Genomic DNA, 12443 nt, shown 5'->3' with positions numbered 1-12443 from the left:
AGTGGGAGGATGTTAATATGCCTTAGTTGATGCGTGTTACACGAGCTACAGGGCTAAACTTAGCTACACTACTATCTCAAATATGTGCGTTACTATTGAAGCGCGACAACGCAAACGGAGCTATATTCTGCCCGGTGTGTCCCTGCACAGCCATGTCCGCGAGAATCTCTCCAACCACGCTGGAGAATTTGAAGCCATGGCCCGAGAAGCCTCCGGCCAGCAGCACATGGCTGTAAGCCGGATGGCGGTCGATGATGAAATCCTCATCCGGTGTATGCTCGTACTTGCAGACAGAACCCTTCAGCAGCTTCCCGGCAGCGCCGGGCATATAAGCTTCGAGCACACAGCGCAGGTCGCCCTCATCACTCTCCAGGCTGCCGAAGGGTACCGGCGGTTCACCGGTCTTCCACTCTTCGCCGGTGTCGTGGCGGCCAATCTTCAGCCCTGCCCCGCTGATAGCAGGGAAGCCGTAGAACCCGCCTTCCTCAGAACCAAGCGTGAACCCGGGGAATCTCCCGGCGTCGAAGTCAGGCGTACTCCCGAACCAGCCTACTACCTTGCGTACGGCTCTAATGGGCAGGCTGACGAAGGGCGACAATGAGCTGAACCAGGCACCGGCGCTGAGAATAGCAGCAGCTCCATGGTAATCGCCGTTCTTCGTATGAACGGTGACACTCCCTTCGCGGGCCGTCACCTTCAGCACAGGCGTATTCGTCAGCAGCTCCGCACCATGAGCAAGCGCAAGCTGCCGGTACGCTGTAATGCACCTCTCACTGTACAGGTAACCGGCCTCCGGCTCATACATGGCCTCGAAGGAGTCTGGGAGGGTCAGGGCCGGCCAGCGGCGGCGGATTTCCGCCGCATCCAGCTGCTCGGTCCGCACCTTCCGCTTCCGCGCTTCCGCATGGCGTCCGGCGAAGGAATACACGCGACTGTCCGCCAGATTGAGCACGCCCGCAGGGACAAGCAGCTCCGTCCCACTCTCTGCTTCCGCCTCTTCCCACAGCACCTGGGCGCGGAGCGCCAGGTCAATGTAGGCAGGATCGCCGCTGTAGGCATGCCGGATCAGCCGGGTCTCCCCGTGATGGCTTCCTTCGGTATGCGGCGGATCAAAGGCATCGATTAGCAGCGTCTTCACGCCGCGCTGGGCCAGATGATAGCCTGCGCTCATGCCCATGGAGCCTGCACCGGCAATAATCACATCATATACGGGAGGGTCAGCGATGATCTGCACCCCCTTCAGCCGAGAGATGCTCAAGTACGCGGACCGCCAGACCGCTGAAGAACCCCGCGCCTACCGGCAGTGCCGCTTCGTCCAGCTCGAACGCAGGATGATGCCATTCCCGGCTTCCGGCTGTGCCGGTAAAGACGAATAATCCGGGAACCGCCTGCTGATAGAAGGCGAAGTCCTCCCCGGCCGGTGAAGGCATCGGCTGCACGGAAGTGTAGCCCAGGTTCGCAGCCGTCTCTTCTCCAAGCCGGGCCAGCAGCGCATCGTTGATGACCGGCGGCGGCCCGCCGATCCAGCGCACGCTCGCTTCTGCACCAAGCGCAGCGGCCACACCTGTAACGACCTCTTCGAACCGCTTCAGTACCCTGCCGCGCACGGCCTCATCGAAGGAACGGATGGTCCCCTCCAGCACCGCTGAGTCCGGGATGATGTTCCACGAATTGCCACTGTGGATCTGCGTAACGCTGATTACAGCGCTGCTCAGGCTGCCCACATTCCGGCTGACGATGGACTGCAGCGCCGTTACAATATGGGAAGCTGCCACGATGGGGTCTATTCCGGCCTCCGGCACGGCGGCATGGGAGCCGAAGCCCCGGATACTGACAGCGAAGCCGTCTGCGGCCGCCATCAGCGGACCGGCCTTGATGCCAAGGGTCCCTACCGGCAGATCCGGCTTATTGTGCATGCCGATTACTGCGCGGACCTGATCCAGCCCTCCGGCGGCGATGATCTGCTGCGCCCCCTTCGCCTTCTCCTCGGCAGGCTGGAACAGGAAGCGCACCGACCCCTTGAGGCTGTCTTCCTGCTCCTTGAGCTGATAAATAGCCCCAAGCAGCGCTGCCGTGTGGAAGTCATGCCCGCAGGCATGCATCCTGCCGGGAACCTCCGAAGCATAGGACAGCCCCGTCTCTTCCTGGATCGGCAGGGCATCGATGTCCGCCCTCAGGGCAATCACCGGACCTCCGTGCTGGCCACTGATCTCGGCAATCACTCCAGTCTTCAGTCCGTAATCTACTATCTTCACACCCGCCTGCTTCAGCAGTGAGGTGATATACACGCTAGTTTCCACTTCTTCCCCTGACAGCTCCGGGTGCCGGTGCAGATGACGCCTGATTTCAACCAGGCGCTCCTTGAACGATAACGAATGTACTTCCTGTGCCGCAGATTCCGTGGCTGAATTTGTCATTAGCGGGCCTCCTTGCTTGTTAACCAGATGTCTTCACTGGGCTATGCCTCCGCCGGCACTTCGGCCAGCGCCTCGCTCAGCAGCTCGAAGGAACGCTGCCGCTTGCCGAAGGGCTGCACGTTAGTGGTGACGATGAACTCCTCTACGCCGGAAGCGGCGGCCAATGCCAGCAGTTGCTCCCGGACGCTCTCCTTCGTCCCCTTGGTAATCTCAGGCTCCCGCTCCTCCAGCGTGTAGGCTTCCTCACTCTGGCGGGTGAACTCCTCAGCCTGCTCCCGGCTCGCCAGGGTCAAAATCTTGCCGCTGGCGAAGCGTATGCGGATCAGCTTATGCGCTCCAGCCAATTCTCCGGCCTCCTCTTCCGTATCGGCCACGATGACAGCCAGCGCAATAATGACCTGCGGCTCCTTCCCGCCGCTTCCATTGAAGCCGCTGCGATAAGCCCGCACCGCCTCTAGAGCAACAGCCTGATCGCCGCCGATAAACAGGGAGAACACATACGGCAATCCCAATCCGGCCGCGATCTCGGCGCTGGCGACACTGGCGCCAAGCACATACAGCTCCGGCGGGGTTGCGGGGAGCGGGCCTGCCTTCAGCCCGTGCAGCGGATGCTCCGCCTCCAGCCGGTTATGCACATATTTCTCCAGCTCCGTGATTTTGTCCGTTAATGAAGCGGCTTCGCCGCCTCCCTGCTGCAAGGCCTGTGTGCTGCGCGGCAGGCCGCCGGGAGCGCGTCCGACGCCGAGGTCCACCCGTCCCGGAGCCAGCGAAGCCAGCACATTGAAATTCTCAGCCACCTTATACGGGCTGTAATGCTGGAGCATAATTCCGCCGGAGCCGATGCGGATCCGCTCCGTCTTGGCCAGCAGGTGCGAGATCAGCACCTCGGGGGAAGAACCGGCTACCTGCTCGGAATCATGATGCTCGGATACCCAGAAGCGGCGGAAGCCGAGGCGTTCCGACAGCTGCGCCAGCCTGACCGTATGTGCAAAAGCCTCTTCCGGTGTCTCCCCCGGATAGATCGGGCTTTGGTCGAGTACGCTGATTGTAATTGCCATAGATATGCCTCCTAGATGGAATAGTTCAGCTCCGGCGTAATCCGCTTCAGGAACTGCTTCGTTCGTTCTTCACGCGGGTGGTTGAATACTTCCGTGGGCGTGCCCTCCTCGACAATCACTCCGCCGTCCATAAATACCACATGATTCGCCACATCGCGGGCAAAGCCCATCTCATGCGTCACCACAATCATCGTGATGCCTTCCTTGGCGATCTTGCGGATCAACGCAAGCACTTCGCCCACCAGCTCCGGGTCCAGTGCCGAGGTGGGTTCGTCGAAGAGGATGACCTCCGGCTCCAGGGCGAGCGCCCGGGCAATCCCGACCCGCTGCTGCTGGCCGCCGGAGAGCTGGCTCGGATAAGCATCCAGCTTGGCGCCGAGTCCGACCTTCTCCAGCAGGGCGACACTCTTCTCTCTCGCTGCCTCCTTCGGCAGCTTCTTCACGATCAGAAGGCCCTCCATCACATTCTCCAGCGCGGTTTTGTGCCGGAACAGGTTGTATTGCTGGAAGACCATGGCCGTCTTTTGCCGCAGCTGGTGAATCTCCTTCTTGCGGGCATGCCGGAAGTCCAGCTTGAACTCCCCGATCGAGATTTCGCCGCCGCTGGGCTTCTCCAGAACATTCACGCAGCGCAGCAGGGTTGTTTTGCCGGAGCCGCTGGGGCCGAGAATGACAACCACCTCCCCCTTGGACACCTCCAGATCAATCTGGTTCAGCACCTGATGGCGCCCGAACGACTTCGATAGCTGTGACAGCTTAATCATGCGACTCCCCCCCGGTTATACAGATTGATCCGTCTTTCAATGACGGCAGTTGCCCGCTCGATCAGGAACGTCAGTCCCCAGAAGATCAGCGCCGCCGCCAGGTAAGCCTCGAAGAACTTCCAGTTGGTTGAAGCGACAATCTGCGCCTGGGCATTGATATCGACCACCGATACGGTAAAAGCAAGCGTAGACCCGTGCAGCATTCCGATCACGGAATTCGACAGATTCGGCAGGCTCGCCGCCAGCGCCTGGGGGAACACAATCCGCCGCAGCGCCTGCGTAGTGCTCATTCCTATGGAATGGGCCGCTTCGAGCTGACCGCGGTCCACCGCCAGCAGACCGGAACGCACCACCTCGGACATATAGGCCCCCGCCGTAATGGAGAAGGAAATATAGGCGAAGCCGATCATCGGGATCGATACCGAGCGGAAGCTCCAGCCGAACTGTGCGGCAAGCCCGTCGATGATCATCGGCAGCCCGAAATAGATCAGCAGCAGATGCGTCAGCATCGGGGTACCGCGGATGAACGTGACATACCCTACGGCCAGCGGATACAGCCCGGGGATTCTATAGATCCGGATCAGTGCCACGACAGTACCGATCACGAAGCCTGCCAATACCGACACAACCGTAATATACAGCGTCGTAGGAATGGCTCCCAGAATTTGCACAAACGCCGTCCAGATAAAAGATGGGTCCAGCTTCATTACGCACCGCCTCCCTTACCCGCTCCAATATCCGCGACAATCGTGCGGTAGGACGCTTTTCGCTGCAGAGTGAACCGCTTCTTCGCCGGGCTATCCTGGGCTTCATGCCGGAGTAACCGACGCTCGGCCACCAGCAGCAGCTTCTCAATGCACAAGCTGATTACGAGATAGATGAGTGCAAGCGCAATATACGTCTCAATGAAATGCTGGGTCGCACTGCCCAGGGTCTGGGCCTTGCCCGTCATCTCCATCACCCCAAGCGTGAACGCCAGCGAAGTATCCTTCAGCAGCGCTATGACCAGGTTCGAGAAGACGGGAATCGCAATTCCCAGTGCCTGAGGCAGCACAATACGGGTAAAAGCCTGATAAGAGGTCATCCCCGTAGCATAAGCCGCTTCGACCTGGCCTTTATCGACAGCCGTTACCGAAGCGCGGATCATCTCTGACATGAAGGCCCCGGTATGCAGCCCATAGGTCAGAATCACGAACACCAGCACCGGAGTCCGCGTCATATCCAGATTCACCAGCTTCAGCACCTCAGGCAGACCGTAATAGAACAGGAATAATTGAATCAGAATCGGCGTCCCTCTGAAAAAAGAAATGTACACCTCAGCGCAGGTCTTCAGGACCGGCACCTTATACAGGCGGGGAAGCGCAACGATAAATCCGACAATCATCCCTGCGAGCAGCGAACAGGCTACGATCAGCAGCGTGGTGCTTAGCGTAGTCAGCAGCTTGGGCAGGAACGAGAAGACATAACCTAGATCAAACGGTGCACCCATCCTGCACCTCCTTTCCGCTGCGCGAACCTATGCATTATTGAACCGATGAGGTAGTGACGTCCGCCCCAAGCCACTCTGTGCTTATTTTGCCCAGCGTGCCGTCTGTCTTCAGCTCCTTGACCACTCCGTCAATGGCCTCCGACAGCTTCTGCGAAGAGGCATCATCCTTACGCAGCACATACAGAATATCAGCAGAGGACAGCTCGGGACCCACCGCCTGCAGCTTGCTCTGCGGGTCAATGATCGGCAATACGAAATCTGCAGCAAGGGTAGCATCCACCCGGCCTGAATCAATCTGGCTGACCGTATCGTTGGCGGCACCGTTCTGATAGACAATTTGGATCGAATCCGCACCGTGCTCCTTGTTATAGTTCTCCAGAATTTGCGCTTGTGCGCTGGTCGCACCGGTCAGCACCTTCTTCCCCTTCAAGTCGTCTAGTGTCTGGATGGAAGTGTTGCCTTTGGCTACTACGATGCGGTTTCTCCAGTGGGCATAAGCTTCCTTGTTAAAAGAGTACTTCTGCTCCCGCTCCGGGTTCTTCTCCATGACATGGGCCACCAGGTCAATCTTCTTCGTCTCCAGACTCAGCAGCAGATTGCTGAAATCCATCGTCTGGAATTCAAACTCATACTCCGGCAGGCGCTTGTCAATCTCCTTCAGCAGCTCTACATCGAACCCGGTAAGCTTGCCGTTCTCATCGATGAAGCACACATTGGGAAAAGCAGTCCCGGTGCCAACCACGATCTTGGTCACCTTAGCCGGCTCGGCAGCAGCCGTGGACTCCGCACTATTCGGAGATGCTGCTTCCGCCACCTTGCCGCTATTTGCGCTGTTATTGTTGCCGCAGCCGGCGATCAGCAGCGTTAGTACCAGTGTGGATGCGAACGTTATCGTCTTGTTCATATCTCAAGCCCCTTTTCAATTTAGATAATCCCTATCTGTTTAGTGGTGATTATATGCAATTAACTTTATCACTGCATGTGGCCATGCGCTAATAGAGTTTCTTAATATGGTTATACAAGAAGTCAATTCAGCTTGCTCAGGGTCCCCGTCCCCAACTCCAGCAGGGTGTCGAGGAATTCCGCATTCTCCCCGTTCAGCGAGATCAGGCTGGTCCGTAGGGAGATGCCTTCGGTCTCCGCGATATCCACCCTTACCAGCGTACCCGCCTCTTCCTCCTCCTGCACACTCAAGGCTGGAAGGAAGCAGATTCCGGCTTGCTTCAGCACCAGCTTCTTGGCTGTCTCCAGGTTATCCACCTGATACACAATGCCCGGCGGCTGCTCCATACTCTGGAACACACGGTGCAGGCGCATCCAGTCGAGCGAGCCGCATTCGAAGAATACCAGGGTCTCGTCAGAGATCTCCTGAATGGAAGCACGGCCCTTACGGGCCAGCGGGTGAGCGGCGTACACATACAGCGAGATGGGGTCTTCACAGAAAGGAAACGACTGAATGGACGGATTCACGACCTTACGGATAAAAGCAAGATCGATCTCCTTCGCCTTCAGCTTCTCAATCAATGCTTCGGTAGGGGCAGTCGTCAGCTTCATACGGAGGTGGGGATATCGCCGCTTCAAATGCAGCAGAAGATGGGGCATCAGATAATTGGAGACCGATACGGTGCTGCCGATTCTCAGTTCGCCGGGGATTTGGCCTTTGGATTGAATCTGATGCCTGCCGTTCTGATAGACCTGCAGAATCTGCTGTGCATAGGGGAGGAACTGGCGGCCTTTATCCGTCAGGTTAATCTGCTTGCCGAGTCGGTCGAATACTTTGCAGTCCAGCTCCCGTTCCAGCGACTGGATACGGGCCGTCACTGTCGGCTGCGAGATGTAGAGCACATCTGCTGCTTTGTTGAAGCTTCCGTAGTGATTAATGTAGACAAAAGCCTCAATATTCTCGATATTCATCCGGAATCCCCTCCTCTATCGATAACTTAACTATTCCAATCGATTAACAGTGAATTAATCTTATGCAGTAGCTATTTTTTTGTCAACTGACGGGCATCACTTATTTGGGTTCAGGCGTGACTCCAGAGAAGTTCTGGACTTTCAGCCGCTGTGGCCGGCAGATTTTTTGATTTTATACCGCACAAAGTCAGATAGAATTTTCCTATGTATTAATCGAAATCATTAATTCCCACTTATACTCATCGGATTTATAAATTATAATAACGGCACATCCCATTACTGAACAGGAGGCAACCGATGAATCACTCAGCAGAAATTGTAATCCGTGAAGCCGCAGCTTCGGACCGTGAAGCCATTGCCGGAGTCTTGCTCGAAGCCTACAGCGAATATGCAGCCGTGCTACCCGGGCCGTTCTGGGCGGAGTACCGGGATTCTATTCTCAGCTCCGTTCACGGCGATGCACCGGTCTCGCGGATTGTAGCGGAGCTGGACGGACAAATTGTAGGCAGCGTGCTGCTGTTCACCTCCTCAGAGGCAGCTTACGGCAGGACGGAGCTGGGCATCCATACGCCGATCATCCGTCTGCTTGCCGTATCTCCGGCAGTTCGGGGGCGCGGGGTGGCCAGACTTCTGATCCGCGAAGCCGCAGGAAGGTCCATTGCGCTGGGGGCAGCCAGCTTGAACCTTCATACCTCGGATATGATGGCCTCCGCGATCAGGCTGTATGAGGGCTTGGGCTTCAAGCGGGCTTATGAGACGGATCTGAAGAACGGGGATACTCTGGTCAAAGGCTATCGCCTGGAGCTGCCTGCCTCTGCCAGTCCACAGGCGAAGCCCAACTCTACAGCCAGAATAACTGGCTAAGCTGTCCTTTTATCACGGCTTATTAGGGCTTATCGATCGTTACGGCTTATCACGGCTTAGCAGGGCTTGTTACGGCTTATCACGGCTTAGCAGGGCTTAGCAGGGCTTGTTACGGCTTACCACGGCTTAGCTGGGCTTGTTACGGCTTACTTTGGCTTATTACGGATTTATACTGTTTATTTCGGCTTATTACGGCTTATCACGGTGATTCAGCGGAGCGCTCTAGGGCTCCGTTTGGGCCGGGCAATTTGAGCTGGGGGGCTAGGACCCGTGGGGTTGGATGCTTGAGCCGGGAAATTGCAAAAATCCTGCCAAAAAGACAACAATCCCCTCCTTATCCGCACCAAAATTCCAAAATGTTGTCTAAAAGTCAGCATTTCTCCTCCTTCGGGCGGTTTAACGGGGCAATTCCTGCATTTGTTGCAACAATCCCCTTGGACGCCTTAGTATCCGGGAATCAAAGCTGCAAAACATGCAACATTTCTCGCGTTGCACTGCAATCCGGCTGCAGTAAGGGGCAAACATAGCCCCATATAAATGCCCTCACAGACCGGGATAGCACACCTCAATGCGAATGCTGCTAATGTACGGTGGCACCACAACTTATTGTGATTGCCGCTTCAGAGCGTGGCACCATGACTCAATGTGAATGCCGCTAATGTACGGTGGCACCACAACTTATTGTGATTGCCGCTTCAGAGCGGGGCACCACCACTCCATATGATTGCTGATAATGTACGGTGGCACCACAGCTTATTGTGTTTGCCGCTTCAGAATTTGGAACAACCACTCCATATGAATGCTGCTACTGAGCGGTTGTTCCACGCTTCCCTGTGAACACTGCTACAGAATCCGCTTCGCCTTCGCGGCCTTCAGCCATTGCGGGAACTCATTCAGCAGCTGGTCATATAGCTCCTCATCGGATACGTCCTCAATGCGGTCCAGATGGATGAAGCTTGCGTTATCCACCAGCCTGCCGCTCATCGTGTCGAGCTGCTTCAGCACCTCGAAATCGGAGTCGCCGATCCCTACAAACTGCCAGAAGACCGGGAGGGTGGAGGCCGCCATAATAACCTTGCGGGTCAGCTTCACAACGCCGCCGTCATTGATGAAGATAATGAACACCGGGGTCGAATCCGGCTCCTCCTTCGTGTATTTCGCAATGACATCGTTCATGACCGGCGGTTCGTTATTGCGCCCGAATTTATGAATCGAGTCATTGTTCATAATATGAGTGAGGACATAGCTGCCAAGCTCCTGCTCGGTAACCGGCGGAAGTCTGCTGAATTCCGTATCATAGACCCACACATCCAGGGAGCCGTTATCATCGAACTTGCTGGCGACGGCGAGGATGCGTTCCACCACCTCCTGCACCACTCCCCGGGCATAAAGACTGCGCATAGAGCCGGTGATGTCCAGCACGATACCTACTCTTGCAGTTACACCGGTGAGCTGTTTTTTGACCAGAGTGAGCTCCACAATCTTTTTGCGCAGATTAATCGAAGACAACACATTCACCGGAGGCTGCGCCTCGGGCTGACGGATTACCTCCGGGGTCTTATTCACCACTTGAGGTGTCCGCTCCACTAACCCAGGCGTCTGCTCCACTACCTTAGGTGTCTGCTCCACTACCGCAGCTGCCCGCTCCACCACCTCAGCCGCCGCTGCCGCTTCGTTCCCGGACGGCTGTTCCACCTCAAGCCCGTAGCTTCTGCACAGCGCAGCCAGTCCCCCGTTATACCCGCTGCCGATTGCGCTGAACTTCCACTCCCCCTGATGGCGGTACAGCTCCCCGGCTACGACGGCGGTCTCCTCCAACAGATCCGCTCCATACTCGAAGCGGTATAATTCTTCATGATTCTTGCGGTCGATCAGCCGCAGCTGCAAGCCGGAAAGATCTTTCATCTGCTGGTTGCGCTGCTCGCCCTCATAGATCGTCAAGGTTACCGCGATGCGGGCATAATGCTGGGGTATTTTAGATAACGATACCGACAGTTCCGCCCCGTTCTCCCCCTCTGCAGAATGCGCTACCGCCCCTTCCCCCGACACCGGATTCCCGTAGAAAATAAAATCCTCATCCCGTTCACACCGGTTCCGCTCCGACAGCAGAAAGGCTGCCGCATCGACTCCCACTCCGCTAGTCTGCGTGTTCCAACTAAGCTGGATGGATATCTCGTGAACCTGTCTTCCTTTGGTGATATCAGCCTTTTGTCCTTTTGACAGCTGCAAATCTCTCATCTCCTCTTCATCGCAGTCTATTCCAGAAGTTCATAGATAAGGTATACCCGATTGGCGCAGTCTTGCACAACCTGAACGCATTGTATTTCTGGCTATGCTCCTATAATATGGAGGGTATTAGATGATAGATAGGGGCTCTACCAGATGGATTACACAGCAATAGACTTTGAGACGGCCAATTCCAGCCGCACCAGCGCTTGCGCACTCGGGCTTGTCCAGGTTAGGGCAGGTGTGATTACAGCGGAATACGACTGGCTGATTGATCCGCGGCAGCGGTTCGACGGGATGAACATCGCCATTCATGGCATTACGCCCTCTATGGTTAGGGGCAAGCCTACCTTCGCTGAGCTATGGCCTACCCTGAAGCCGCTGCTGCAAGGCGAGATTGTCATCGCGCATAATGCCGCCTTCGATATGAGCGTACTGCGGTATTGCCTGGACGACTCGTCCCTTGGCTATCCCGATTTTCAATACTTATGCACCTACCTGCTCGGCAAAAAAATGCTCCAGGAGCTGCCCTCCCATAAGCTGAATATCATCTCGCAGCATTTCGGCATCCGCCTGAAGCACCATGATGCGCTGGATGACGCCAGAGCGGCGGCCCTGATTCTGCTGAAATTAATGGAGCAGTGGCAGGAATTTGATCCCCTGCTGTTGGCCGGCAGCCACGGCTACAAGGCCGGGACGATGTATGACGGCGGATATACACCGTTCAAAGCGGCGCCTAAGAAGGCCGCGAAGAAGCAGTCCGTCCGGAAGAAGGCAGACGATGCTGAACCTGCGGTCGATGTTAACCCGGGATTACCGGTAAGCGAAACGGTGGCCGGACAGGCACCTGGCGAAGCGCCAGCGGCTTCACCCGGCGGCCAAGTGGCCGCAGCCCCGCCAGCCGCCGGGGCTGCGGCTGTCCCCATGCTGGTGCGGGGGCAGCGCGTCGATATCGGCGACAAGCTCAGCGCTTCCAGGCTCCTTGCCGCTGTGGATTGGGATGCTCCGGCTTCGCACCCGGAAGTGAGCCAGCCGGAGACCGTTGCCTTTCTGCTCCGGGAGAGCGGCCGCTGTGAGCAAGAGCGGGAGCTTGTCTTCTATGGGAATATGGAAGACCCCAGCGGCTCTGTCTTCTGCTCCAAGCCTGCTGCGCACATGGGACATCTGTATCTTCAGTTAAACCGTCTGCCTGCGGCCATAACACGGATTGCGCTGGCCTTTACGGCTGCGGAGGTATGCAGTAACAGGAATCCGGGTCCGGTCAGGAACGCTTCCGTATCACTGATTGATTCCCGGACGGGGGTCAGACTGGCCGTATTCCCCTTCGGCCAGGACATAACGCCGGGTATGGCCGTCGTTATCGGTGAGTTCTACCGCTATAAGGACAAATGGAGGTTTGCTGCTGTAGGAGAACAGCTGCCGGGCGATCTTACCGCCCTATGCAGCCATTACGGCCTGGAGGCAGGCAGCGCCGCGAAGGCACAGGCTGAATCCGCAGCAGCAGCGGAGGCTGAAGGTCCTGAGCATAATCACCTAACGGGTGAATGATGCTGGTTTCTGCCTGAACATCGGGCCCATATACCGGTCCGCTAGCCGAATGTATTCGGTTTTTCGCTTACATCGGGCCCGCATACTGGCCCGCTAGATCACAAATAGAGCAATCCCCCCAAACCGCAATTACGGGATGGGGGGATTGCTTTATTTTCAGCGA

Annotated in this window: 11 protein-coding genes and 1 pseudogene; 2 read left to right on the top strand and 10 right to left on the bottom strand. The window is 56.8% G+C overall.

All coding sequences use genetic code 11. The annotated features are described in order from the left end of the window. Nucleotides 1-76: 76 nt before the first annotated feature. From solA to MHH28_RS29495, 8 genes are all read right to left on the bottom strand, one after another. Nucleotides 77-1225, bottom strand: coding sequence for an N-methyl-L-tryptophan oxidase (gene solA / locus MHH28_RS29530; RefSeq protein WP_405117310.1), 1149 nt, complete (start codon nucleotides 1223-1225; stop codon nucleotides 77-79). Next, nucleotides 1218-2417, bottom strand: coding sequence for an amidohydrolase (locus MHH28_RS29525; protein WP_405108543.1), 1200 nt, complete (start codon nucleotides 2415-2417; stop codon nucleotides 1218-1220). Before MHH28_RS29525 ends, solA begins: the two co-directional genes overlap by 8 nt. A gap of 41 nt (nucleotides 2418-2458) precedes the next feature. Beyond that, complete coding sequence (locus MHH28_RS29520) at nucleotides 2459-3475, bottom strand: LLM class flavin-dependent oxidoreductase (RefSeq protein ID WP_405108540.1); 1017 nt, start codon at nucleotides 3473-3475, stop codon at nucleotides 2459-2461. 11 nt (nucleotides 3476-3486) lie between these two features. Continuing rightward, nucleotides 3487-4239: an amino acid ABC transporter ATP-binding protein gene (locus MHH28_RS29515; protein WP_405108537.1), complete on the bottom strand. Its 753-nt coding sequence runs from the start codon at nucleotides 4237-4239 to the stop codon at nucleotides 3487-3489. Next, nucleotides 4236-4946: an amino acid ABC transporter permease gene (locus tag MHH28_RS29510; RefSeq protein ID WP_405108535.1), complete on the bottom strand. Its 711-nt coding sequence runs from the start codon at nucleotides 4944-4946 to the stop codon at nucleotides 4236-4238. Before MHH28_RS29510 ends, MHH28_RS29515 begins: the two co-directional genes overlap by 4 nt. Beyond that, on the bottom strand, nucleotides 4946-5728 hold the full coding sequence (locus MHH28_RS29505; RefSeq protein WP_405108532.1) for an amino acid ABC transporter permease: 783 nt from the start codon (nucleotides 5726-5728) through the stop codon (nucleotides 4946-4948). The genes MHH28_RS29510 and MHH28_RS29505 overlap by 1 nt, the downstream gene beginning before the upstream one ends. A 34-nt stretch (nucleotides 5729-5762) precedes the next feature. Beyond that, on the bottom strand, nucleotides 5763-6632 hold the full coding sequence (locus tag MHH28_RS29500) for a transporter substrate-binding domain-containing protein (RefSeq protein ID WP_405108529.1): 870 nt from the start codon (nucleotides 6630-6632) through the stop codon (nucleotides 5763-5765). Between the two features lie 122 nt (nucleotides 6633-6754). Next, the gene (locus tag MHH28_RS29495) at nucleotides 6755-7642 is read right to left on the bottom strand and encodes a LysR family transcriptional regulator (RefSeq protein WP_405108526.1); all 888 of its coding nucleotides are present in this window, start codon (nucleotides 7640-7642) and stop codon (nucleotides 6755-6757) included. 297 nt (nucleotides 7643-7939) lie between these two features. Between MHH28_RS29495 and MHH28_RS29490 the strand changes: the two genes are divergently transcribed. After that, complete coding sequence (locus tag MHH28_RS29490) at nucleotides 7940-8506, top strand: GNAT family N-acetyltransferase (protein ID WP_405108523.1); 567 nt, start codon at nucleotides 7940-7942, stop codon at nucleotides 8504-8506. Nucleotides 8507-9349: 843 nt separating this feature from the next. On the opposite strand, the gene MHH28_RS29485 is transcribed toward MHH28_RS29490, so the two are convergent. Together MHH28_RS29485 and MHH28_RS29480 are read right to left on the bottom strand one after the other, a co-directional pair. Beyond that, nucleotides 9350-10015: a vWA domain-containing protein gene (locus MHH28_RS29485; protein ID WP_405117309.1), complete on the bottom strand. Its 666-nt coding sequence runs from the start codon at nucleotides 10013-10015 to the stop codon at nucleotides 9350-9352. A gap of 207 nt (nucleotides 10016-10222) precedes the next feature. Further along, nucleotides 10223-10744: pseudogene (locus MHH28_RS29480) on the bottom strand (TerD family protein); the annotation flags it as partial. Nucleotides 10745-10888: 144 nt separating this feature from the next. Between MHH28_RS29480 and MHH28_RS29475 the strand changes: the two are divergent. Beyond that, nucleotides 10889-12280, top strand: coding sequence for a TerD family protein (locus MHH28_RS29475; protein WP_405108520.1), 1392 nt, complete (start codon nucleotides 10889-10891; stop codon nucleotides 12278-12280). Nucleotides 12281-12443: the final 163 nt, after the last annotated feature.

It is taken from the genome of Paenibacillus sp. FSL K6-1217 (genome assembly GCF_045040735.1).
Classification (GTDB): Bacteria; Bacillota; Bacilli; order Paenibacillales; family Paenibacillaceae; genus Paenibacillus_AQ.
Note: the sequence above shows the minus strand (reverse complement) of the source record. Positions and strands in the feature narration are given on the sequence as shown.

Bases quoted from the DNA above. Each gene is read 5' to 3' on its own strand.
- MHH28_RS29515 (WP_405108537.1), bottom strand. From the start codon at position 4,239: ATGATTAAGCTGTCACAGCTATCGAAGTCGTTCGGGCGCCATCAGGTG.
- MHH28_RS29505 (WP_405108532.1), bottom strand. From the start codon at position 5,728: ATGGGTGCACCGTTTGATCTAGGTTATGTCTTCTCGTTCCTGCCCAAG.
- MHH28_RS29500 (WP_405108529.1), bottom strand. From the start codon at position 6,632: ATGAACAAGACGATAACGTTCGCATCCACACTGGTACTAACGCTGCTG.
- MHH28_RS29475 (WP_405108520.1), top strand. From the start codon at position 10,889: ATGGATTACACAGCAATAGACTTTGAGACGGCCAATTCCAGCCGCACC.
- MHH28_RS29495 (WP_405108526.1), bottom strand. From the start codon at position 7,642: ATGAATATCGAGAATATTGAGGCTTTTGTCTACATTAATCACTACGGA.
- MHH28_RS29490 (WP_405108523.1), top strand. From the start codon at position 7,940: ATGAATCACTCAGCAGAAATTGTAATCCGTGAAGCCGCAGCTTCGGAC.
- MHH28_RS29520 (WP_405108540.1), bottom strand. From the start codon at position 3,475: ATGGCAATTACAATCAGCGTACTCGACCAAAGCCCGATCTATCCGGGG.
- MHH28_RS29525 (WP_405108543.1), bottom strand. From the start codon at position 2,417: ATGACAAATTCAGCCACGGAATCTGCGGCACAGGAAGTACATTCGTTA.
- MHH28_RS29510 (WP_405108535.1), bottom strand. From the start codon at position 4,946: ATGAAGCTGGACCCATCTTTTATCTGGACGGCGTTTGTGCAAATTCTG.